The following is a 22,051-nucleotide window of genomic DNA, read 5'->3' on the forward strand; positions in this document are numbered from 1 at the left end:
AATCAAGAAGTCTTATCCCTTGAAAATTGGCGGATTTCATGTTAATGGTGCGCCGCATGTTTCATCGAGTGTGAAGTAGTCATTGAAAACAGCTTTTTTAGAAAAAACAACCTTGCCAGTTGCAGACCTAAAACGCTTGGATAGATTGGTACAAAGATAAGTGTGAATAACGTTGGGGAAAAGAAAAAGGAGAAAAAACGAAAATGAAAAAACGCGTAGTTATAAGTAAGAGCGCTTTAGTAGGGATGCTGATTTTAGGGACAACCTTTCCAAGCACATGGCCGATCGCTCAGGCAACAGAAACACAACAAACAGAGCAGCAAACACCATCAATAGACTCCACCGAGATTCAACAGGAAGCATGAATACAGGAGAAACAAGCAGTGTCTTGCTAAGTGTGACAGGGATCCTATTCTTAATCGGCGGGCTGGTGTTCTTGCATCGTAAGAAATCATGGAGAAAACAACAATAGGATCAATAGAAGAGCCAGAAGAATAAAACATACAGGACGAACAAGCTGGATGAATTGCTTTAAGAGAACAAATATCGATCTTTAAGCAATCACAAACATCAGCAATGTTCGCCCTGTTTTTTATATAGTGAGCAGCCGAGAGTACTAAGTTCAGCCAGCACGTGTATTTATGAAATGACCTCATCCTTCTCCAGACTAAGATAGCGATAAAAAGTCGAGCGCTTTAAGCCTGTTTGGGCACAGATATCCACAACGGCTTTTCCTTCCTTTTGATAAAGGTGCAATGCGTGTTGGATCAGTGCGGGATCGATTCGTGGACGACCGCCAATATTTCCTCTAGCACGTGCGGATTCTAAGCCTCCTTTGGTCCGTTCAACGATGATGTCTCGTTCGAATTGGCCGAAGGCTTGGAAAACAGTCATCATTAATTTTCCTTGAGGGGTTTGTGTATCAAAATTTTCTTTGATACTGATGACTTTTACGCCTTTCTTTTCAAAAAAGTAGACGAGATCAATCAGGTCTTTGGTACTTCTTCCTAGCCGCGAGAAACTTTCAATAATGATTTTATCGTTTTCTTTCACTCGTTTTTTTAGTTTATTTAATTCAGGACGATTTGCGCGTACACCACTGATCTTTTCAGTATAAATTTTGTTGCATTCATACCGGTCAAGTAAATCCAATTGACGAGAGAGATCCTGTTGTCTTGTGGATACACGGGCGTATCCATAAACCATATTTGTCATACAAATTCCTCCAGTTGCACAAAAAGAGTCTACATAGAGAATACCTTGTTTGTTCACTTAAGTACATATTCTAACACCAACTTAAATAAATTTGGGAAATAGGAAGGTTTTTTTATAGACGCAAATATTGTACTATAGAAAAGAAACCAGTCGGTGAAGGAGAAACACGGAGGGCAAAATGAGAGAATTGCAGTTAAATTTTATGCTAAACAAAACGACCGTTCGATGGCTTCAAATGTTAAATACCTTTGAGCGAGAACGGACTTGTTCCATCGCAAGTTTAGCCAACAAGCTTGATGTGACCCAACGGACGATCAGCTCTGACATCAAGGAATTGAAAACCTATCTGCAGGAGGCAGCGGAATTTACTCTTGAAGCCAATGGCTATCATTTTAGGGAAACTGATCCGAAAAGATACTTGTCTCAAAAAAAGGAGCTTGTTGCAGAAGAAGGCATGTATCAAATCGTGGAAGCCATTTTCCACGGGGAATTCTGTTCGGTTGAAGAGTGGGCGCAGCGCTTATATGTATCAGAAAGTACGATACGTCGTTATTTGAATACCGCTTCTGCGACGTTACGAAAGTATCATTTAGAGTGGATCTTGCAACCGGTCAATTTGAGTGGATCAGAAGCCAATATTCGCAAGTTTTTTAAAGATTTTTATTATGAATCAGATGTCACGCCGCATACGCTCTTGCCCCCAAAGAACTGATTGCGTTAGTCAGTGATGCCTTCTCAAAAATTCCCACAGCGCTGGTGAATACAGGCGTTTCTCCGAGTGATTTTTATTATAGTTTGTATATTGCGATCAAGCGCTATCAACTGGGAAAGACCGTTCAGATTCCTCGATCGTTGGCAGCAATCGTCGAAACGCATGAGGCGTTTGCCGTAATGAAGAACTTAGCGCCTAAAATCGAAGCGCTATACCGAGTAAGACTACCGCAACAAGAAATGATGTGGCTTTATTTAGTGACCGTGATGAAACGGACTTTGACCGAGCCTGAAAAAGAGCAGCAATTCGTTGCAGCGTTTGGGCTGTATCCTGAACTCGAAGAACTGAGTCAGCGCTTCGTTCAGGAATGGGGCATTTCCTTTCAAGAGCCCCAACAGGTCCAGACGATGATCCACGCCTTTTTTCTGTCAAAGAAAATCAATGAGCAGCTGGCGCCCGTTTTAAATCATTTGCTAACAGAAGTAAAAACTGAAGCGCAAAAGCATGGTTCTGCTGCTTATCAAAAAAATCTGGCATTTATGAAGCAACACCAAGCGATTCTAGGATTCAAACAGGAGTATCTGTCAGATATTTGTGCCGCACTGACCCTTTATAGCGAAGCAATTAGGGAGCTTTATGCACAAAAAGTCAAACGGATTGCGTTGATAATAGAAGGTGATCTCTATGCCTGTCACACGATCCGTGCGCGCTTTTTGCGTTATGTCGGCAATGATCATCGGGTATTCTTTCCAAAAATCAATGAATTGACGAGCGATTATTTGAAGGAAAAAGCCATTGATCTTGTGGTCACGAATTATAGTGAATATTTATCAGAGTTCATCTTATCGACTGATTCTCTTTTACTCAAAGCAATTCCCGATCATCAAGATTGGCTAAGAGTGATTGAAAAAATCGATCCTCAGTTAGGGCAAGCGTTAAGCGTTCCCACAACCTGATACACGTGTTGCAACACAGCCTGACGAGGACATATGTGGATAGATCAAAGAGAAAAGCCGCAACCGTTACGATCGACGGGTGCGGCTTTTATTCGTTTGTCTAATAAAAAAGGGAGTTAGCTGAAAATATGCCCACTGTTCCTGAATAACAAAAGATTGGGTTGTTTTGGTGAAAGAACAGCCTATGCTCAAATAATTAGTTGGCATTTACTAGTTTATCAAAAATCGCTTCAAAGGTTTTGAACGTATCACTATCTAACTGACAAAGCCATAAAAGGTAGCTTTTTTCTTTGAATGTCCATTCGATTGAAGGGTAAGAGGCAATCAAGGCATGGTATTTCTCTCGTTGTTCACTGGTAGCTAATAACCACCGCTTCTCAAAAATCTTTTTCTCTTCCATTTTTTATCTATCCCCCATAAAGAAACGTTGCCTGAAACTTCACTAACGGGCAACGTAAATCTAATGATACGCAGATCTATATTTAGTATACCAAAGAAAAATGAATTTTTTTAGAAGATGTGTAAAATTACAAGGAATTTCTTTTATTTTGCTTTTTTCTGACATTTTTTATAGAAAAGAAGCATTCTGTTGAAGATAACTGTTGATAAAAATGTTTCTGACAATGCTAAGAATGAGTAGGCAGAAACCTTATATCCTTCTTATTGAGTCAAGTGGCTACAGGTAATAACAAAAATGGACGATCCTTTTTAAATCATAAGGAATCGTCTTTTTTTATAACGCTTTTTTTTGCACAAACTTTCAAAATGCCTTATTTGAAAAGAAAATGAAAATCAATTTATTCACACAGGTTTGCAAATCTTGATTTATTGCTCGATGAGCAACCATGTTAAATTTAACCTCGATTAAAACAATAAAATTTCGTCAAAAAAACATCTTTTTTTAAATCTTATCTATGATATTTAGTGAGTTTCTATCGAATAGGTTGTTCCGATAAGGTCTAAGACAGATTTTTTTGAGGGAGTAAGAAAGGACGCGTGATAAAAACTGAAATGAATCTTTAACGTACGAAAGAATAGAGCAGCAGGGGTGACTTATGAATAACTAATTTCGTGATGAAGTCACAGGTTTGTTATTGATCAGTTATCGGACAATGTTCTCCGTTCTAGCAGCGGTGATTGGCTCAGAAGAAAATGCGAAGTCATTCTATGACAAACTACCTGATGAGGAAGGATGAATTCGTACAAGCATCATTAACCGGAGAACATGAAGAAATACAACGATAGAAAGATATATAGGTTGAGTTGGAAGGGAAAATAAAATGAAAAACAATTTTAAATTGAAAGCAACAGGTTTATTACTCGTTTGCCAAATGACTTTATCATCATTACCAGTGGTAGCGATGGCACAAGAGCACGAGGATTTGGAAGAAAATTATAACATAGAAAAACTAGTGGATGGGTTAGAAGAGAAGCAGCCAGAGGCAGCAAAACAAGCTGAAAATGAGCCAGTCGATCCACAAGAACAGCATTTAGCACCAGATGATACTCAAAAGTCAGAAGCCAGGGATATGACGGACACAAACGCATTCTCTGAACAAGTACTACAGATGAATACTCAAGGAAGCCCCATCTATTCTTTGAAGGGTCTTAACAAAAGAGAAACACTCAATACAACTGGAAGTAGTGCTTATATTTTTAATGTATGGATAGAGGAAGATGCGAATGGGTTACCTGTATTCAATCATGATATCAGTAAGCATTTCATAAATTATGGCGCGAGGGTTACATTTAGCAATGGACAGTCGGCTCAGACATTTAAAAATGCTGCGACAGGTTCCCATATGATTTGGCAAGTAAATTTAAATGACCAATTGAGACCGAGACGTGGTGATACTTATACGATCAGAGATCTTAATCCATCAGGTAATCCGATCCATGCGGCAGCTACCGGCGTCTTGATGGAAGATCGCTATTATGAAGATGATCGCCAATTCGGGCAAAGTGTCTATGATCTTTTTGTAGGGGATACTTTTGAGCAACTACAAGAAGGTGTAACACAGCAAATAATTGCATCTACAAGAAGTAACTTAGAGGATCAAATGTTTCCTAATGAAGAGAAGCAAAGATTGTTAGGACTTTTAAGTTCAGCAGAGGATATTTTAGCCAACCAGAAAATTAGCGACACCACTTTAAATGGTCTAACGACTGAATCGACACAAGCAAGCGGTGAGGCTGAACCAAACGCGACGATTTCCATTCGCGTTGGAGAAACAGAACTTGCAAGTGGACGTGTAGGAAGTGATGGCAAGTATAGCGTAACGATTGAAAAACAACAAGCGGGCACCGTGGTTACTGCGCAAGCAAGATTAGGCGATATCGAATCAAATATTGCCGAAACAACCGTTATTAGAGAAGGAATTGATGAAACAACGATTTCTAAGCTAAATACTGACTCCACAAGTGTGACGGGAACCGCAGAGCCAAATGCGGAGATCACGATCAAAGCTGGTGATACCGTGATTGCAAATGGACGTGTAGGAAGTGATGGCATCTATTCGTTAACGATTGAAAAACAACCAGCAGGTACCGTAGTCACTGCGCAAGCAACCTTAAATGGCATTTCATCAAATATCGCAGAAACCATGGTTGAGCGAGCAACGATCGCCGAAACAACCTTGAATGAAGTGACAACCACAGACACGACTGTTAGTGGAACAGCCGAACCCAATGCACAGGTGGAAATCACGATTGGTGATGAAACCAAGAATGCCACTGTCGATAGTGATGGGAAGTTTGCAGTAGAGATTGATCCGCAAGCAGCAGGAACCATGATTACTGCGCAACGATTGAATGGTCGTTAAGTAGTGTGCCAGAGTGAAGAACAAATACTACTCGTCCATAGAAACGAATGGAAAAGACGTGTGCGGCGTTCGAGTGCCGCACACGTCTTTTCAGTTATAGAAGGAGCTTTTTTCGGTGTTTTGCAACGCAAAATTATGGATGATTTTTGGGTTGATGATTTTCAAGAAATTGTTCCAATCATCTGCATCTGGGATCGATTTTATTAGGAGGCATTCAACATCCAGAATATACTCTTCCAAATACTCTGCGTAATTCGTCACGACTAGATCAATCTTGTTTCGTTCCACATAATCCAAAGAAAACTCACTGGAATCAGGGAATTGTAAAACATGATATCGACCAAAATATTTTACAGCAAAAGCATTGATGTGAAGGCAAATATGCGCATCCCCTTCTAAAAGAAAGGCGATCCGGCGTGGGTTGCCCCAGTATTTTTCTTTTAATCCTTCAAAGTACAAAGTGAAGCGGGCACTGATTGCTGGCAGAGCGGTCGCTTCAAAGAGAGGCTCTCTAAGAAGAAACCGTGTATTTTCCTCATACTCTTTAGGGTATTGTGTTTGTGCGTAATTGGAAATTTCTTCCATGCTTTGATTGTAGGTAGGCGAAATCAGCTGCTTTATTTTTTCCGTAATAAAGAAAGAATGGAGAAAAACAAAATCTCGGGACTGATCATGATCGGAAATCTGCTGGAGCTGGCAAAAATTGGCAGTCAGTTCTTTTAGCTCAGGCCAATGGTCAAAGCGGGTAACAAATGATATTTCCCTGAGATAGTTGTTTATCCCGCGGTTACTTGCTAGTAGAGCGAAAAGATAGACCAGCTCCTCTGACGGTAAAGACAAGGAAAAAGCGGTTTGGAGTCGTTGATTGAGGGGCTGGATTTCTTGGAAGAGTTCATCTGCCAAGACGATCTTTTTTAATTGTTCGGAGACAACGACAGTTTCTCCCGCTTGATAACGCTCAAGGATAATATACAACCAATAACTGATATACCAAAATGAAGCCGTATTATTGGTTTTGCCGCGTATATTGCGAAAAAAATCTAAGACGATATTTTGCACAGCAATGGTTGGACGTACCGTATGAGGCGTAGCATCCGACTCATAATAAAAGGCATGGAAAAATTTGCGAATATCCGCTTCTGATCCGATCAGACGGAAATTCTTATGATCAACAGATAACTGAAAGGGCTTTAGGGCTTTTTCAAAAAGTGTCAAATAGCGTAAAAGGGAACTCTCAGAAAGATAAAAATAGTCTGCCCATTCGGAGACTGTCCGATATTCTCCCTTAAACAGATGCTCAAGAATAACGAATAACGGTTCATTTTGAAGGAGCGCTCGTTTTCGTTCCAGATATTCTTTCGGTAGTAATTCATGAAGAGAATAGCCATTCGACGTGGATTCGATCATTAGCGTACTTCCAAAGTAGCTCCGTAGCCCCTCCATATCATAAATGATCGTGCGCCGCGAACTCTGGACAGCTTTTGACAACTCACGATTCGAAAGGGTCTTATGCCGTTCCAAAAGATTCAATAGTTTCAACCAACGATTGGTGGTCGTAGAAGTAATAAACGTCATCTGAAAATTTTTCATTCGTAACACTCCCATACGGTCTGTTTGATGGATCATCGCTCACGTCTGATTATGGAATATGGATACGGGCAAGGCAAGGGAAAGGTTTTTGGTACCTAACAAGTGTTTCTTGTATAGGAACACATGCGCTACTTGGGGATGAAAAGCAAATAACCGAAAGGGCCAACGATTCGTCTTAAACATCGTTGGCCCTTTCGGCTTTTTCATCAAGCTGTTGCAAACTGGCTGTTATATAGTTGGGCGTAAAGGGAATCTTGTGCCAGTAATTCTGTGTGGGAGCCTTTTTCGACGACGGAGCCGTCTTTCATCACTAAGATCAAGTCAGCGTTTTTGATGGTAGAAAGACGATGGGCGATGATAAAGCTGGTTCGTCCTTGGGTCAAACGATCCATCGCCGTTTGGATCATTTGTTCCGTCCGCGTGTCGACACTGGAGGTGGCTTCATCAAGGATCAGGATCGTTGGGTCTGCTAAAATCGCCCGAGCGATCGTCAATAATTGTTGTTGTCCTTGTGACAGTTCGCTTTCGGAACCAATGACGGTATCGTAACCGTTGGGTAGGGTCCGCACGAAGTGGTCGCATTGGGCGGCTTTGGCGGCAGCCAAGATGTCTTCTCGAGTGGCATCGGGATTGCCATAAGCGATATTTTCAGCGATGGTTCCTTGGAATAGCCACGTATCTTGCAGCACCATACCGAATTTTTTCCGTACTGCTGGTGCCGAAAAGGACATCATGTCTTGATCGTCCAGCAAGATCTTCCCACCATTCAATGGATAAAAGCGCATCAAAAGATTGATCATGGTGGTTTTTCCAGCACCTGTTGGTCCAACGATCGCGACCGTTTGTTTTGGTTTGACGGAAAATTCGACGTTTTCCATCAAGAGTTTTTCCTTGCTGTAGCCAAAGGAGACGTGTTGAAAATCGATTTTTCCTTTGATGGTTTGTGGAACTGGCAGTTGTTGGGTCGCAGTTTCTTCTTCAGGATAATCAAGGATCTCAAAAATTCGTTCGAGAGATGCTAAGGCACTTTGCAAGGTGTTCATAATGTAAGAGGCTTGCGTGATCGGTTCAGACACTTGGTTGATGTATTGCAGATAGGCTTGTACGAGACCAATGGATAATTGCCCTTGCAACACCATCAGACCACCAACGACGGCGCTTAAGATAAAGCCGATTTGATTGATAAAGCGCACGAAAGGATTGATAGCTGCACTGACGAACTGTGCTTTTCGAAAGGCTTTAAATTGCGCTTCACTCAATTCCGCCATTTCCGCTTCAACGGCAACTTGTTGGTTGTAGGATTTGATCAGCGGATTTGCGGTATAAAACTCTTCCGCACGACTGCTGACTGCACCTAATGTTTCTTGGTTTTTGGTAAAGTAGCTCAAGTTTTTTCGTGCGAGAACGGTAGTCACAAAAGCACTCAAAAGCAAAATCAGGACCACGCCGATCGTCAGTAATGGGCTGAGATAAAGCATGGCGATCAAGCCGAAGGTAATGCTGATGGTTGCGGTGATCAATTGCATCAAACCAACTTGCAAGACTTCAGATACTTTATCTAAATCGAGAATCACTCGGCTTAAAATATCGCCAGTATGGTGTTTGTCGTAAAAACTGATAGGCAGGCGATTGAATTTGTCACTGATTTGTTTGCGTAAAGTCAAGGTCAGGGTTTCACTGACACTGGCCATCGTATACTCTTGCAGCAAGGAAAAGAGACTGATCAAAAGCCACGTTCCCGCTAAAAGGACGACTGGACCTAAAATACTTTGCCAAAAATCATTGATCTGCCAGCCTTCTTGTTGAAACAAGGCAATCAGATTATCCAGTCCACGCCCCAAGATCAAAGGGGCGATGGACATTAGTAAGGAAAAGAACAAGGCGGAAGCGATAATCAGTAGAAAGCGGGCTTTTTGTTCCATCAGCAAACGCAGCAAGCGTCGGCTTGTATGTTTCATGTTTTTTGGGGTATCCATTGTTTGTTTACTCATCCTTCATTCCTCCCATTCCTTGAGATGAGGCAAACTCTTGATAAGTTTGGCAATTGCGTAATAATTCTTCGTGGGTTCCTTTACCGACCATTTTGCCGTTATCCAAGACAATGATTTGATCGGCATTTTTGACGGTCGATACCCGCTGAGCCACGATAATGACGGCGGCATCTTTCGTGTATTCTTTCAATGCACGCCGCAAGTTGGCGTCTGTTTGATAATCCAAAGCAGAAAAGCTGTCGTCAAAGAAGTAGATTTCTGCTGGCTTTGTCAGCGCTCGGGCAATACTCAATCGTTGCTTTTGACCGCCAGAGAAATTGCTGCCTTTTTGAGCAACTGGACTTTCATAACCTTCAGGCAAGCCTTCAATAAATGACTTGGCTTGAGCAACTTCAGCGGCTTTTGCCATCGCCTCATGGGTTGCTGGACGATTGCCGAAACGTAAGGTTTCTTGAATCGTGCCGCTAAGCAAGAGCGCTTTTTGCGGGACATAACTAATTTGGTCCCGTAATTCGGCTTGTGAGATCTCTTTGATGTTGCGGCCAAAAAGCGTGATCGAACCAGCAGTCACATCTTTGAAACGCAACAGCGCTTTGGCGATGGTGCTTTTGCCAGAGCCAGTTCCGCCAACGATCGCTGTCGTTTTGCCTCGGTGGATCTCAAAACTGATATCTTCTAAGACAGGTTCTTCGGCGCCTTCATACGTAAACTGCACGTGATTGAAAGCTGCGATCGTTTCTGACACGGCGGTCTTATTTAAGGTTTGGTCACCGTCGATCAAATCAATTGGTTCTTCCAAAACTTCTGTGATCCGTTGCAAGGAAGTCAAGCCTTTAGGCACCATCACGATCACCATCGCTGCCATAGTCAAAAACCAGAGACTCAGGATCGTGTATTCGATGATGGCAGTAATACTACCAATAGCAAGGTGGCCCTGCAGACTTTGATAGCCGCCGTAGACAAGGATAGTCGAAATCGAGAGTCCCATTACTAAATTGACGGTCGGATTCAAGACAGCAAAGAGGCGATTGACTTGGATCATGGTTTTCGCATATTCCGTCAGTGTTTGATCTGTCCGTTCTTTTTCGTAAGCAGCTTTGTCGAATGCTCGAATCACCCGAGCGCCAGTAAAGGTTTCTCGTAAGATCCGCATCATTTTATCGACTAGTTTTTGCGTGATTTGTGATAATGGGATCGCTTTGCGAATCACTCCATAAGCGATCATTGAAAAACATAGGATCGCTACGATTGGGACCCAAATCATCCGTAAAGAGACGGTGCCGGTTAGAAAAATTGAAGCAGCGACGATCATTGGGGCTGGCAAAATCATTTGCAGCGCCATCATCAAAATTTGTTGGATGTTGTTGATGTCGCTGGTGGTACGTGCCAGCAAAGTGGGCGTACCATAGCCATCAACGGCGGATACAGAGAGTTCTTGTGTTTTTTTGAAAAGGCGCATCCGCAAAAAATGCCCGAATTTTCCTGAAAGGTGGGCAGATAAATAACTACCGCCTACAGAGACGATCACGGTGCCGATGGCAATGGCAAACATCCACCAGCCATTGTGCCAAATGGCTGTCGTGTCGACTTTCAAGATCCCTTCATCAATGATTTTTGCCAAAAAATACGGCAACAAGAGTGTGCCGAAGGATTGGACCAGCATCAAAAGAAATAAACTGAAAAAGAAGCGTCGTTCTTCTTTATAAAATAACTGTAATTGTTTCATGATTTCCCTCCAAAAATGTCGTTCTATGGTAGAATAAACTGTAACGTTACGTTACAGTCAAGCAAGGAGTGAAATTTTTTTGAAAAAACAATTGACCATCAGTGAGATGTCCGCTTATGCTGGCGTGAGTCGGCGCACATTGATTTATTACGATCAGATCGATTTATTCAAACCGCAATCGATTGGTGAAAACGGCTATCGCCACTACGGCTTTGAACAATGCCTTGAGTTAGACGTGATTTTGCTCTTGCGTTCTTTAGACATGCCCCTGCAAGACATTCGACAATTTTTGAAAAACCGCAACCCTGAATACACGCAAAAGGAACTTGTGGAACGGCGAGGAGAAGTTCGTGCCAAAATCGCTGCGCTGCAAGAATTGGAACGAACCTTCGATCACTACATCCAGCGCTATGAAAAAGTACAGAAAGCCGATTTTGAGACCTTTACGATAGCGCACCACGAAGCAGAGGCGTTTATCGTTTCCGAAGAGATCGCTGGCGATGATCCAGAATCTGCTTATCAAGTGTACGCCCGTTTTTATCCGCTAGTGGATTATAAAGATGCCTTCAGTGGCTACCCCATCGGCTTTTTAAGTGCTGGAACGACATTAGAGGATCAGACCTTTCACGCATCGCCTTATCGGGCACTGATCTTGATTCCCCAAGATCGGCTGCATCTCTATCCTGAAAAGCTGATCATCACGCGTCCTACTGGCACGTATGTGTCTGGGTTTGTCAGTGAGGGAGAGGAGCAAATTGCTGCTTTTACCCATCGCATCCAAGCCTTTCTAAAAGAGAATCAGTTAAAGATCGATGGCGATGTTTGGGAATTGTTATGGCAAGATGAAGTCTTTACCGCCCAAAAAGAATTGCAGATATTTGAAGTGATGGTTCCAGTGAAGGCTGAGTAATGGACGAGGCACGCGTATCTGTAGGAACCGAAAATCAAGATACGCAATCGCAATGGTTGTTGCGGGCTTTTCAATGGAAGCAAAATAGAAGCAAAGGAGATGGATGAAGCCAGATCGTATCCCTACAAAGAGCCCTGGGAAGCGTTGAAATTCCCATTTTCCTTTTTTCTCGTTATACTTGAAAGAACAGATGAGAAAAAAGGGGAAATTTTAATGAAAAAAGAAACAGGATTACGCTCGCTTTATGCGTTGATTGGTGTCGCCATTTTAGGATTCGGGGCGGCATTGCTGCGGGTCGGCGGAGTAGGGCTAGACCCATACACAGCTGCCAATATCGGTGTCGGCGAGCTACTAGGGTTATCCCTTGGGGTCTATCAATTGATGATCAATATCGCTGTCCTAGTATTGATTTTTATCTTTGGCCGTCGCCATATCGGTATCGGGACGGTCATCAATATGGTACTGACAGGATTTTTCATCGACTTTTATACCAACGTTTTTGATTGGTTATCCGTCGGTCCAAATAACTGGTGGCAGCAAGGCTTGTTCTTGTTGATCGGGATCATCTTCTTTACCTTCGGTGCTTCGTTTTATATGTCAGCGAATTTGGGCAGCGCCCCCTATGACGCGATCGCCCCAACCATCGTCGATCAGACGAAAGCCAACTATCGAGTGGTGCGGGTGATTCAAGACGTTGCCTTTGCCTTGATTGGGTTCTTCACAGGCGGACCTATTGGAATCGGAACCTTCATCAGTGCCTTTTTAGTGGGCCCACTGATCAAATTCTGGGACAACCGTGTCTCTCAGCCATTCATCGAAAGCAGTGTCAAAAAAGCGATTTTTAAATAAAAAAGGTCTGCAGCAAAGAGAAGTCGAAGCGATTTAGTCGCCCACTTCACTCAGCTGCAGTTTTTTTTCCATTTGATCAAGGAATTCTTGCATAATTGCTTCTCAGTCGCTAGAATAAAAAAGCCGAGGAGGGGTAAGTATGCAATTACCAACACCATTTATTGAAAAATACCAACGGTTGCTAGGAGAAGAAGCACCAGCTTTTTTTACCGCTTTAACCGATAATCAGCCAGTCAAAGGCTTTCGCTTGAATGTTGCTAAGCCGCACGCACAAGCGATGCTGGCAAAATATGGACCCGCCGCTGTACCCGCCCCCTATGCAGAAGCTGCTTATATTGGCGAAGTCAAAGGCCGTTCGCTGCTCCATCAAGCTGGCTATGTCTACAGCCAAGAACCTAGTGCGATGATCGTAGCAACGATCGCAGCCGCTCAACCAGGGGAGCGGGTCTTAGATTTATGTGCGGCACCAGGGGGCAAAACAACGCAGCTGGCAAGCCAATTAAAAGGAAAAGGGCTGCTTGTAGCAAATGAGATTTTCCCCAAGCGTGCCAAAATCCTATCAGAAAATGTGGAGCGTTGGGGTTTTCCGAATGTAGTCGTTACCAATCAGGCGCCGCAAGAATTGAGCCGCCATTTTCCTCAGTTTTTTGACAAGATCGTGGTGGACGCCCCATGTTCTGGTGAAGGGATGTTTCGTAAAGATCCCGTCGCCTTAGAAGAATGGCAAGCAGAAACACCTGATCAGTGTGCGATCAGGCAAAAAGACATTTTGGCACAAGCCGTTACGATGCTAAAACCGGGGGGGCAGCTGATCTATTCCACCTGTACCTTTGCCCCAGAAGAAAACGAAGCGATGATGGCTTGGTTAATGGAGGAGTATCCCTTCACGATCGAAGCGATCGACTTGGACAATGTATCTCATGGGCGCAGGGAGTGGGGAGCTGCACCTGGGATTGAGAAAACCATCCGCTTATGGCCGCATTTAAACCAAGGAGAAGGTCATTTCGCTGCGAAATTGACCTCGCTAGCAGAAGCAGCGCCAGTGAAAAAGAAGAAAAAAGGCAAAGGAGCGACAGCCAAGAGTCCATTGGATGCAGCGACTCAAAAGTTGTGGCAAGCCTTTCGCAAGGAGTTTCCTTTTATACAGGCACTGAATGCGACGCCTCAGCTGCTAGGAGAAAACCTCTGGCTCGTTCCTGAAGAAATGCCTTCTTTAAAAGGGATCAAGTTTATGCGCCCAGGTTTGCACGTCGGCGTCGTTAAGAAGAATCGGATCGAGCCAAGTTATGCGTTGGCATTGGCGATCCATGCAGAAGAAGGGGCACCGACAGTGCCGATCACTTTGCCGCAATGGCAGCAGTATGTGGCAGGTGAAACCTTGAGCGTGCCAGGAAATGCTGGATGGGTGATTTTGACAGTCGATGAGATCCCAGTCGGTTTTGGAAAACAAGTCCAAGGAACCGTAAAAAACTTCTTTCCTAAAGGATTAAGATTCAAAGCGATTTAAACGAAATAGTGTTTTTATTTCAGTCCTCGTGCTATGATGGAAGTAGCAAAATAAGGGAGCTGATCGATATGAAAACATCATCAAAAGTAACGATTGGATTAAGCATTGCAGCGATCGCTGGGATCACTACTGCCGTCGTTGTATCAGACAAAGTATTCAATAAAGTACGCTTCGCTTGCAACCGACACAAAGTAAAGAAATTTGTCGATGACAAATTCAACGGCAATGAAAAATTGCTGGATGTCGTAGACGGCTTGTCTGACAATGAATTGGATTCGTTGTTAGGTGTGATGAAAAAAGTCAATGAGGGCCGCAACAAAATCTCTGTTTACGGAGACAATATCAAAGATTCGACAGAACATGTCAAAGACAAGTTGACGAGCTTTGTTGATTCCGTCTTTTAAGCCAATCATTTCATTTGAAACTCGCAGGGACATCGGTCTTTGCGAGTTTTTCTCGTCTTTCTAAGCGTTTTTCGTTATACTAACAAGGAAATGCACGAAATGGTGCGAGGTAGAGGAGTGAAAGTGAAGTCGTGGAAAAAACAAGTACCTTGACTGCCGAGGAAAAAGCGTTCTTTATGGAAGAAGCAATCAAAGAAGCCCGAAAAGCAGAAGGTTTGGCAGAAGTACCGATCGGTGCTGTCGTCGTCTTGGATGGTAAAATCATTGGTCGTGGACACAATCTACGAGAAACGCAGCAGCAAGCCGCAGCGCATGCGGAGATGTTTGCGATCGAAGAAGCCTGTCACACTGTCGGAAGTTGGCGCTTAGAACAAGCGCAGCTGTTTGTGACCTTGGAACCATGCCCAATGTGCAGTGGGGCGATGTTATTGGCACGGGTGGAAGAAGTGTATTTTGGTGCCTACGATCCCAAAGGCGGCACTGCCGGTACATTGATGAATTTATTGGAAGATGAGCGCTTCAACCATTGGTCCTATGTGGAAGGCGGCATTTTAGAAGAAGCATGCGGCCAGCTGCTAACAGATTTTTTCCGAGCATTACGAGAAAAGAAAAAACAAAAAAAGGCTGGCAATCTCTAACGAAATACGTTATACTAAGTTTTGCCGAAAGGCTAGGACAATGGAGGTCTTGTGAAGCGTGTCAGATCCGGAAGGAAGCAGCACTAAGCAGGATTCTCCATGTGTCTGATTGAAAAACTGCTTGTTTTGAAGAAAGCAGTAGTACTAATTGAATCGATGATCATTCAAACCTGAGACAGACTGTCTTAGGTTTTTTTATTTTTGAAATTCTTTGTGACACCATGGGCTGTTCTAATTGTATTCTGCTTTAGATCTAGGCAAGCGATAGCAGCTCTCAGAGGGTTAAGTTGTATTTTTGATACAAAGGCTTTATTCCTGTTTAGAACCTTACTCTGATAACTTTTGCGTTAGCGATTTTTATACTCTCAAAAAATCAGTAATGGTACGTATCATAGTGGTGGATGATGATAGAGAATATCTGTTTTTGTGTTCTCAAAGAATCAGTTGTTATGACGAACTGAAACATGGATTACCTGCTCTCGATATTCGAAAGAATCGTCGTTTCAAGAACTCTTTATTTTCGCTTCAACGAATTGCCGCCGCCGTGTTATCGATAGAACTTTCCAAAAATAACCAGAAAAAATCACTTTCCTTTTTACAGTCAGAAAAGTGATTTTTTCTTTTGAACAACTGTCACTGCAGCTGGTTGTTTTTTACAAAAAGTCACCATTCTTTTCCAAGCATTCCAATGGTTTCCCAGAGATTTTATGCTATGCTTATTTTGTAGAGAATTCCGTCGTCTTTCTACTGGCAACCCTTGATGCCAAAAGAAATGGATAGTGATTTTAGGCGACGTATTTGAAAAGAGGCGCACAATGGAAAAAATTACGATTATCCATACCAACGATCTGCATTCCCACCTAGAACATTGGCCGAAGATGCGGCGTTATTTGGATCAAAGAAAACGAGAAGCGGATACGACCGAAGAGACAGTGATCGCAGTCGACTTAGGCGACTTTGTCGATCGCTGGCATCCTTTGACAGAAGCAACTGACGGCAAGGCAAATGTCGATTTGATGAATCAAGGGCATTACGATGCGGTGACGATTGGGAACAATGAAGGGGTCGGCAATCCTAAAGAGGTCTTGCAGCATTTATATGACCAAGCAGAATTTCCTGTCATTTTAGGCAATTTATTTGATAAACAGGATTTACGTCCGCCAAAGTGGGCACAAGAATACAAAATCATGGAAAGCAATCAAGGAGCTAAAATCGGTCTGATCGCTTTTACAGCACCGTTTCCGCTGACATATGCCCCAAACGGCTGGGACATTCGCGAACCCTTGGAGATTTTGCCTTCATTGGTGCAGCATTTGCGCCCCGAGGTCGATCTGCTGATCTTGATGAGCCATCTAGGCATCAATGCTGACCGTCAGATTGCGAGGGACTTTCCAGAACTAGATGTTATATTAGGTTCCCACACGCACCATTTGTTTGAAAAGGGCGAAGTCATCAATGGCGTTCAAATTGGCGCAGCTGGCAAGTTTGGTTTTAACATTGGCGAAGTCGAAGTGGTCTTAGATGATCACCACCGCCCGATCAAGCATCGCGCCCGTGTGATTCCGACGGATTCGTTGGTGGCTTTTCCGCAAGATGAGGAAGAGATCGCCGAATATCTATCGATCGGCCATCGCTTGCTGCGGGCAAATCAGGTGGCAGAAATTCCAGCAGCGTTTACGAGGGATTGGCAAAGTGAACATTCCTTGGTTCGGGAGGCGCTTTTGGCATTATGTGCCAAAGGACAGACAGATGCCGCCATCTTAAATACGGGGCTATTCTTAGATGATTTGCCACAAGGACGGGTTGATCAAGATCAATTGCACACGATTTTGCCCCATCCGATGCATTTGATTCGGGTGACGCTGCAAGGCGCGGATGTCATTCGATTGGTCTTAGAGATGGAAAAAAATCGCAACTTTTTGCGCAATTTCCCAATTATGGGAATGGGTTTTCGAGGGAAGATTTTTGGCGAACTGGTTTATGAAGGCATCCGCTTTGATGAAAAAAACCACCAAGTATTGTGGAAACAAGAGCCCGTCGATCCTGCTCAAAGCTACACGTTGACCCTTGTGGATCACTACTTGTTTATTCCGTTTTTCCCGACGATCGAGATTGCTGGAACCGTTGAGTTTCTTTTTCCAGACTTTATTCGCACAGTGGTCGGTGATTACCTGAGTCAGAAATACCCCATCCAGTAGTTCGTCACTCCTCCAGCTGGATTTTGCGAGAAAACCGCGACTATCATTGGGGAATAAAACAAGGTATAATAAACAACAGGTGGTGAAAAAATGACCGAAAAACAAACGATCACAGATGAAATGACATCTGTACTAGAAGAAATTATTGAAGAACCAGCGAAACAACCGCAAAAAGGCGAGTTGGTGACTTTGTTAAATGATGAAGAATTAATGATTGGCAATCGACAATACAAATTGGTCATGGATTATCGTGAAGGCTTCAATCCAGAAAAGCTTGGCGAGCGTTACAGTGAAGTGTTGGCACGTTATGATTATATCGTAGGCGATTGGGGTTATGAGCAGCTGCGTTTGAAAGGTTTTTTTGAAAAAGATAACCGCAAAGCATTACCCGATCAGCGCATCGACATGTTGGAAGACTATTTGTATGAGTATTGCAACTTCGGTTGTGCCTATTTCGTGATCCAACGAGTTGGCGGCAAAAAAGAAAAAAGTACCTCTCGCCGACGCAAGAAAAAGCCAACCCAAAACAATCAAAATCAAAACACACAACAAAACGCCCATATAGAAGAAAAGCGTGACACCGTACCGCAGAAAAAAAGCAAACCAACGATCAAAAATCGTAAACCAAAAGAAAAGAACGTCAAAAAAACCGAAACAACCACGGTGAAAAAAGGCAAAAAAGAGTTTACGATTCGACAAAGGGAAGAATAAGATGAAATATAAAGGCTATTTGATTGATTTAGACGGCACGATTTATTTAGGAAAAGCGCCGATCCCTGCTGGGAAACGCTTCGTAGAATCCTTACAAGAAAAAGGACTGCCCTATTTATTTGTGACCAATAATACGACCCGCAGTCCCGAAGTCGTGGCGCAGCGATTAGCGGATGAATTTTCGATCCATGTGGCACCAGAAACGATCTATACCGCAAGCTTGGCGACGATCGATTTTATGAAAGATCATGGCAAAGGCCGCAAAGTATTTGTGATCGGCGAAGCGGGGTTGATCGATTTGATCTTAGCTGCTGGGTTTGAGTGGGAGGAAACCAACCCAGATTATGTCGTGGTTGGCTTAGACAACCACGTGACGTATGAAAAATTTGTTTTAGCAACGTTAGCGATCCAAAAAGGGGCAACCTTTATCGGGACCAATCCAGACAAAAATATCCCGACGGAAAGAGGTTTATTACCTGGTGCAGGTTCACTGATCGCAATGGTGGAGACTGCCACCCAAACGCAACCGATCTTTATTGGCAAACCAGAAGCCATCATTATGGAAAAAGCGGTGGCACACATCGGCTTATCAAAAGAAGAGGTCTTGATGGTGGGAGACAATTACGAAACCGATATTCGCTCGGGGATCCAAAACGGGATCGATTCTTTGCTCGTATTATCTGGCTTTACCCCGAAAGCGGCAGTTCCGACATTACCAGTAGCACCAACCTATGTGGTGGATTCTTTAGATGAGTGGGATTTTGAACAATGAAAAAACAAGTGTGGCTTGAACGCTTAGGATTTGTCTGCTTGTTTTTGTTTTTGGTCAGTCTAGCGATCACCCTAACGATCAATTTTCGACCGTTATATTGGTTTGATGTCGATCACTTGAATCTGCTGGATTATACCTCGCTAACAAGAGAAGAGTTGTTGAAGAACTATGGCTTATTGTTAGATTTTCTAAACAATCCCTTTGCAAGTACGCTCGCCTTGCCAGATTTTCCAATGTCTGAAGCTGGCGCTGGGCATTTTTACGATGTGAAGCAGTTGTTTCTATTAAATTATGCCGTCATGATCGTCACTTTGCTGCCCAGTATCTGGTTCGTCAATCGGTTACGGCAAAAACAACAGCAATGGCGCTTGATTCGTCCCTTTCAATGGGGGATGATTTTGCCGCTGATTTTCGGGTTTTTGATGGCTGTCGGCTTTGACCGCTTTTTCGTTACGTTCCATGAGATTTTCTTCAGTAACGACGATTGGCTGTTTAATCCAGCCACCGATCCGATCATCAACGTGCTGCCAGAAACGTTTTTCATGCATTGCTTTATTCTCTTTTTCGTCTTGATTGAAGTCTTCTTTTTTGCCTTCTATTGGTGGGGCAAACGAGGCTTGAAAAAAACAGCGTAATGAAAAAAAGACCAACGATCCCCTTCTTTTGAGGGAGGCGAATCGTCGGTCTTTTTTTTATTGTGTAATGTAATGAGATTTACTTGGGTGTTGATGGGCTAAGCGACTTGCGGCAGAAGCTGCGATGGCACCTACGATATCATCTAAAAAGGTGTGAACGCGGGGACCGTCATGCTTGTTCAGTTCTTTCAAAATACCCGGTTTGACTTTATCAATGTATCCGTAGTTAGTAAAGCCGATCGAGCCGTACACGTTGACGATGGATAGAGCGAGGATCTCATCGATCCCATAAAGCCCTTCGTCTTCTTTAACGATTTCTTGCAGTGGATGCAGCAGTTGATTTTCTTCTGCCAAAATATCTAACTGGACACCCGTTAAAATCGTATTGTGGACTTCCCGCTTGCTTAAGACAGCGTTGACGCTTTCGATACACATCTCCAAGGTGATGCCTTCAATGTAATCTTTTTGCAAGAACATCACCAGTTCACCGATGTCTTGCAGCGAGACACCGCGGTCGGCCAACAATTCTCTTGCTTTGTCTTCAAGTGTTTTGCTTTCTAATACCATATAGTTCCCCTCCATGTAAAAATAGTTTATTCAAAAGTCAACATGCGACTGATGGATTGCGATCATAAGTAGTGCCCTATTCCAGTTGCAGGCCATGCCGTTTGGGTTTTAATCCCTTCTGACATCCACTGAAGCACAGGTGTTGGCTAGTTCTGCTTTGGCTGCCACTGCCCAAGGATGGGGGACCACCAAGTCACCAGCAAAAAGCCAGTCCATATAATACCCAGCGGCGGCTTCCAAGGAATCATCGAGGTGGTCTAATAAGCCGGTTAAGAAAGGCGCTTGATCTTTGCGATCCCATTTGATTTTGTCGGCTAAAAAAACAACTAGATCGAGACGACGATAATGGGCCTTTAAGGTGGTATGACAGCTGATGGCGGACAGAATGTCTGGATCAGACACCTGAAAAACCGTTTTTGCCAACAAAGCGGATTGCTGCTGATGCAGCAAAAAAGGTGCTTGCCGCTCCGCGTCTAAGATCGGTTCGCCTACCGCTATCTGCAAGGTGATTCGCTGGTCATGAGGGATGACGACGCTGACATCGTGCAGCAGTCCTGCCAAGTAAGCTTTCTCCGCATTGACCTGAAACCGTTCTGCCAATCGTTTGGCTTCTTGGGCAACGGCTAGATTGTGGACTGCCGTTTCGGCATGATCGAAGGCTTCCAGATACTGAACCATTTGCTCAGTGAGGGTCTTGCCCTGCAAAGGGAGGGTATAGGCGGCAAGTTGACGTTGACCAGCTTGTTTCATCTCAGCTACTCCTTAAAAAGACTTGTACTATGAGCAGGTTGTGTCCGCGTTTTGGGATCAATGTAGTGGAGCGCATTGTTCACCGCGGTTGGGGCTTCCCCGAAACCAGTAGCGATCAGGTCGACTTTTCCATCGTATAAAACGACATCCCCACAGCCATAGATCCCAGGAATAGACGTGCTCATATCTGAAGAGACGAAGACTCCTTGGCGGCTGCTTTTCATGCCCCAATCCTTGATGTTCAATGTGGAAGAAAAACCGTAATTGACGATCAAAGCATCCAATGAAAGGCTGACTGTTTCATCACCTTTGACTTGCTGCAACGAGACACCAGTCAAACGTTGCTCTCCTTGGATTTCTTGGATCACATAAGGAATCAAAATGTTGACGGCAGAAGCTTGCAATTTGCTGACGCTATGTTCATGGGCACGAAATTCAGGACGGCGATGGATCAAGTAGACTTCACTAGCGATCGGCTCCAGCATCAATGCCCAATCGATGGCAGAATCGCCGCCACCGGCGATCGCTACTTTGCGTCCAGCATACTTCATCAAATCGGTGACAAAATAGTCTAAGCCGTATCCTTCAAACCGCTCGCTTTCTGGCAAAGTCAGTTTGCGCGGCTGAAAGGAGCCGTTTCCTAAAGCCAAAATCACGGCTTTCGAGTAATGGATTCCTTTGTCGGTGGTGACTTCGATATAGTCTTCTTGTTTTTCGACCGACAAGACGGTTTCTTCTAAACAATATTGGTGATTGAAGGTCGTCAACTGTTTTTCCAGGTTTTGGACAAGATCGCCCGCTTTGATTTTCGGATAACCTGGGATATCGTAGATGTATTTTTCTGGGTATAAAGTAGCAAGCTGACCGCCTAATTGCGGCAAGCTGTCGATGATCTTGGTTTTGGCGTTACGCATACCGGCATAGAAAGCAGAAAACATCCCGCTAGGTCCCGCGCCGATAATCGTTATATCAAAAATATCCATGTTATTCCTCTTTTCTAACCACGTTGGGGTGAAGCGTGTTCGTAGTGTACGAATAGCTTCATTATAGCAAAAATTATCCAAACTAGCATTTTTTCAATTTTCTGCTATCATGGAT

22 protein-coding genes and 1 other RNA gene are annotated in these 22,051 nt (G+C 43.6%); 15 read left to right on the top strand and 8 right to left on the bottom strand.

Going from position 1 to position 22,051, the window contains the following annotated elements; all coding sequences use genetic code 11:
- The first annotated feature begins 203 nt into the window (after positions 1-203).
- Together QN079_RS02835 and QN079_RS02840 are read left to right on the top strand one after the other, a co-directional pair.
- Positions 204-365: a hypothetical protein gene (locus tag QN079_RS02835; protein ID WP_225582123.1), complete on the top strand. Its 162-nt coding sequence runs from the start codon at positions 204-206 to the stop codon at positions 363-365.
- The gene (locus QN079_RS02840) at positions 362-472 is read left to right on the top strand and encodes an LPXTG cell wall anchor domain-containing protein (RefSeq protein ID WP_225582124.1); all 111 of its coding nucleotides are present in this window, start codon (positions 362-364) and stop codon (positions 470-472) included. Before QN079_RS02835 ends, QN079_RS02840 begins: the two co-directional genes overlap by 4 nt.
- Positions 473-639: 167 nt before the next feature.
- On the opposite strand, the gene QN079_RS02845 is transcribed toward QN079_RS02840, so the two are convergent.
- Positions 640-1,215: a recombinase family protein gene (locus tag QN079_RS02845; protein WP_118215791.1), complete on the bottom strand. Its 576-nt coding sequence runs from the start codon at positions 1,213-1,215 to the stop codon at positions 640-642.
- A 178-nt stretch (positions 1,216-1,393) separates the two neighbouring features.
- Here QN079_RS02845 and QN079_RS02850 point away from each other — a divergent pair, with 178 nt between their 5' ends.
- Positions 1,394-1,927, top strand: a complete 534-nt coding sequence (locus QN079_RS02850) for an AcpB/EbpR/MafR family transcriptional regulator (protein ID WP_225582125.1) — start codon at positions 1,394-1,396, stop codon at positions 1,925-1,927.
- A 44-nt stretch (positions 1,928-1,971) separates the two neighbouring features.
- Positions 1,972-2,883 carry a PRD domain-containing protein gene (locus QN079_RS02855; RefSeq protein WP_225582126.1) on the top strand — a complete coding sequence of 304 codons (912 nt, stop codon included), beginning with the start codon at positions 1,972-1,974 and terminating at the stop codon, positions 2,881-2,883.
- Between the two features lie 196 nt (positions 2,884-3,079).
- Here QN079_RS02855 and QN079_RS02860 read toward each other — a convergent pair whose 3' ends face one another.
- Positions 3,080-3,283, bottom strand: coding sequence for a hypothetical protein (locus QN079_RS02860; RefSeq protein WP_005232004.1), 204 nt, complete (start codon positions 3,281-3,283; stop codon positions 3,080-3,082).
- Between the two features lie 880 nt (positions 3,284-4,163).
- Here QN079_RS02860 and QN079_RS02865 point away from each other — a divergent pair.
- On the top strand, positions 4,164-5,705 hold the full coding sequence (locus QN079_RS02865) for an Ig-like domain-containing protein (RefSeq protein WP_259332119.1): 1,542 nt from the start codon (positions 4,164-4,166) through the stop codon (positions 5,703-5,705).
- 90 nt (positions 5,706-5,795) lie between these two features.
- On the opposite strand, the gene QN079_RS02870 is transcribed toward QN079_RS02865, so the two are convergent.
- The 3 genes from QN079_RS02870 to QN079_RS02880 all read right to left on the bottom strand — a co-directional run bounded on the left by QN079_RS02870 (position 5,796) and on the right by QN079_RS02880 (position 11,012).
- Positions 5,796-7,295, bottom strand: a complete 1,500-nt coding sequence (locus tag QN079_RS02870; RefSeq protein ID WP_118215792.1) for an AcpB/EbpR/MafR family transcriptional regulator — start codon at positions 7,293-7,295, stop codon at positions 5,796-5,798.
- A 206-nt stretch (positions 7,296-7,501) separates the two neighbouring features.
- Positions 7,502-9,286, bottom strand: a complete 1,785-nt coding sequence (locus tag QN079_RS02875) for an ABC transporter ATP-binding protein (protein WP_118215793.1) — start codon at positions 9,284-9,286, stop codon at positions 7,502-7,504.
- Complete coding sequence (locus tag QN079_RS02880; RefSeq protein WP_015509023.1) at positions 9,279-11,012, bottom strand: ABC transporter ATP-binding protein; 1,734 nt, start codon at positions 11,010-11,012, stop codon at positions 9,279-9,281. Before QN079_RS02880 ends, QN079_RS02875 begins: the two co-directional genes overlap by 8 nt.
- A gap of 106 nt (positions 11,013-11,118) precedes the next feature.
- On the opposite strand from QN079_RS02880, the gene QN079_RS02885 reads away from it, so the two are divergent.
- The 10 genes from QN079_RS02885 (at position 11,119) to QN079_RS02930 (ending at position 19,636) form a co-directional block, all read left to right on the top strand.
- Positions 11,119-11,922 carry a MerR family transcriptional regulator gene (locus tag QN079_RS02885; RefSeq protein WP_118215799.1) on the top strand — a complete coding sequence of 268 codons (804 nt, stop codon included), beginning with the start codon at positions 11,119-11,121 and terminating at the stop codon, positions 11,920-11,922.
- A 213-nt stretch (positions 11,923-12,135) separates the two neighbouring features.
- Entirely contained in the window at positions 12,136-12,771 is a 636-nt protein-coding gene (locus tag QN079_RS02890) for a YczE/YyaS/YitT family protein (protein ID WP_445971455.1), read from the top strand.
- A gap of 139 nt (positions 12,772-12,910) precedes the next feature.
- Positions 12,911-14,278: an RsmB/NOP family class I SAM-dependent RNA methyltransferase gene (locus QN079_RS02895; RefSeq protein WP_118215795.1), complete on the top strand. Its 1,368-nt coding sequence runs from the start codon at positions 12,911-12,913 to the stop codon at positions 14,276-14,278.
- A 68-nt stretch (positions 14,279-14,346) separates the two neighbouring features.
- Complete coding sequence (locus QN079_RS02900; RefSeq protein ID WP_005227636.1) at positions 14,347-14,682, top strand: hypothetical protein; 336 nt, start codon at positions 14,347-14,349, stop codon at positions 14,680-14,682.
- A 131-nt stretch (positions 14,683-14,813) separates the two neighbouring features.
- Positions 14,814-15,320, top strand: a complete 507-nt coding sequence (gene tadA, locus QN079_RS02905; RefSeq protein ID WP_118215796.1) for a tRNA adenosine(34) deaminase TadA — start codon at positions 14,814-14,816, stop codon at positions 15,318-15,320.
- A 29-nt stretch (positions 15,321-15,349) separates the two neighbouring features.
- An RNA gene (gene ffs, locus QN079_RS02910) (signal recognition particle sRNA small type) lies at positions 15,350-15,436 on the top strand.
- A gap of 699 nt (positions 15,437-16,135) precedes the next feature.
- Positions 16,136-17,518: a bifunctional metallophosphatase/5'-nucleotidase gene (locus tag QN079_RS02915; protein WP_005227647.1), complete on the top strand. Its 1,383-nt coding sequence runs from the start codon at positions 16,136-16,138 to the stop codon at positions 17,516-17,518.
- A gap of 90 nt (positions 17,519-17,608) precedes the next feature.
- A complete protein-coding gene (locus QN079_RS02920) occupies positions 17,609-18,229 on the top strand; it encodes a YutD family protein (protein ID WP_015509029.1) in 621 nt (206 codons plus the stop codon).
- A 1-nt stretch (position 18,230) separates the two neighbouring features.
- The gene (locus QN079_RS02925; RefSeq protein ID WP_010748835.1) at positions 18,231-19,001 is read left to right on the top strand and encodes a TIGR01457 family HAD-type hydrolase; all 771 of its coding nucleotides are present in this window, start codon (positions 18,231-18,233) and stop codon (positions 18,999-19,001) included.
- The gene (locus QN079_RS02930; protein WP_074934539.1) at positions 18,998-19,636 is read left to right on the top strand and encodes a TIGR01906 family membrane protein; all 639 of its coding nucleotides are present in this window, start codon (positions 18,998-19,000) and stop codon (positions 19,634-19,636) included. The genes QN079_RS02925 and QN079_RS02930 overlap by 4 nt, the downstream gene beginning before the upstream one ends.
- Before the next feature lie 57 nt (positions 19,637-19,693).
- Here the strand turns inward: QN079_RS02930 and QN079_RS02935 are convergent, their stop codons facing one another.
- From QN079_RS02935 to QN079_RS02945, 3 genes are all read right to left on the bottom strand, one after another.
- Positions 19,694-20,203: a phosphatidylglycerophosphatase A family protein gene (locus tag QN079_RS02935; protein WP_005227653.1), complete on the bottom strand. Its 510-nt coding sequence runs from the start codon at positions 20,201-20,203 to the stop codon at positions 19,694-19,696.
- Between the two features lie 108 nt (positions 20,204-20,311).
- Positions 20,312-20,953 (bottom strand): bis(5'-nucleosyl)-tetraphosphatase (symmetrical) YqeK, encoded by a 642-nt coding sequence (gene yqeK / locus QN079_RS02940; protein ID WP_118215797.1) that lies wholly within the window; start codon positions 20,951-20,953, stop codon positions 20,312-20,314.
- Positions 20,954-20,958: 5 nt separating this feature from the next.
- A complete protein-coding gene (locus QN079_RS02945) occupies positions 20,959-21,936 on the bottom strand; it encodes an NAD(P)/FAD-dependent oxidoreductase (RefSeq protein WP_118215798.1) in 978 nt (325 codons plus the stop codon).
- Positions 21,937-22,051: the final 115 nt, after the last annotated feature.

The sequence above is a fragment of the Enterococcus sp. FZMF genome (genome assembly GCF_030263915.1).
GTDB classification, from domain to species: Bacteria; Bacillota; Bacilli; order Lactobacillales; family Enterococcaceae; genus Enterococcus_D; species Enterococcus_D casseliflavus.

Coding starts and splice junctions, on each gene's coding strand:
- QN079_RS02835 (WP_225582123.1), top strand. CDS start 204: ATGAAAAAACGCGTAGTTATAAGTAAGAGCGCTTTAGTAGGGATGCTG.
- QN079_RS02920 (WP_015509029.1), top strand. CDS start 17,609: ATGACCGAAAAACAAACGATCACAGATGAAATGACATCTGTACTAGAA.
- QN079_RS02865 (WP_259332119.1), top strand. CDS start 4,164: ATGAAAAACAATTTTAAATTGAAAGCAACAGGTTTATTACTCGTTTGC.
- QN079_RS02930 (WP_074934539.1), top strand. CDS start 18,998: ATGAAAAAACAAGTGTGGCTTGAACGCTTAGGATTTGTCTGCTTGTTT.
- QN079_RS02845 (WP_118215791.1), bottom strand. CDS start 1,215: ATGACAAATATGGTTTATGGATACGCCCGTGTATCCACAAGACAACAG.
- QN079_RS02900 (WP_005227636.1), top strand. CDS start 14,347: ATGAAAACATCATCAAAAGTAACGATTGGATTAAGCATTGCAGCGATC.
- QN079_RS02935 (WP_005227653.1), bottom strand. CDS start 20,203: ATGGTATTAGAAAGCAAAACACTTGAAGACAAAGCAAGAGAATTGTTG.
- QN079_RS02870 (WP_118215792.1), bottom strand. CDS start 7,295: ATGAAAAATTTTCAGATGACGTTTATTACTTCTACGACCACCAATCGT.
- QN079_RS02925 (WP_010748835.1), top strand. CDS start 18,231: ATGAAATATAAAGGCTATTTGATTGATTTAGACGGCACGATTTATTTA.
- QN079_RS02885 (WP_118215799.1), top strand. CDS start 11,119: ATGTCCGCTTATGCTGGCGTGAGTCGGCGCACATTGATTTATTACGAT.
- yqeK (WP_118215797.1), bottom strand. CDS start 20,953: ATGAAACAAGCTGGTCAACGTCAACTTGCCGCCTATACCCTCCCTTTG.
- QN079_RS02895 (WP_118215795.1), top strand. CDS start 12,911: ATGCAATTACCAACACCATTTATTGAAAAATACCAACGGTTGCTAGGA.
- QN079_RS02860 (WP_005232004.1), bottom strand. CDS start 3,283: ATGGAAGAGAAAAAGATTTTTGAGAAGCGGTGGTTATTAGCTACCAGT.
- QN079_RS02945 (WP_118215798.1), bottom strand. CDS start 21,936: ATGGATATTTTTGATATAACGATTATCGGCGCGGGACCTAGCGGGATG.
- QN079_RS02880 (WP_015509023.1), bottom strand. CDS start 11,012: ATGAAACAATTACAGTTATTTTATAAAGAAGAACGACGCTTCTTTTTC.
- QN079_RS02850 (WP_225582125.1), top strand. CDS start 1,394: ATGAGAGAATTGCAGTTAAATTTTATGCTAAACAAAACGACCGTTCGA.
- QN079_RS02915 (WP_005227647.1), top strand. CDS start 16,136: ATGGAAAAAATTACGATTATCCATACCAACGATCTGCATTCCCACCTA.
- QN079_RS02890 (WP_445971455.1), top strand. CDS start 12,136: ATGAAAAAAGAAACAGGATTACGCTCGCTTTATGCGTTGATTGGTGTC.
- QN079_RS02875 (WP_118215793.1), bottom strand. CDS start 9,286: ATGAGTAAACAAACAATGGATACCCCAAAAAACATGAAACATACAAGC.
- QN079_RS02840 (WP_225582124.1), top strand. CDS start 362: ATGAATACAGGAGAAACAAGCAGTGTCTTGCTAAGTGTGACAGGGATC.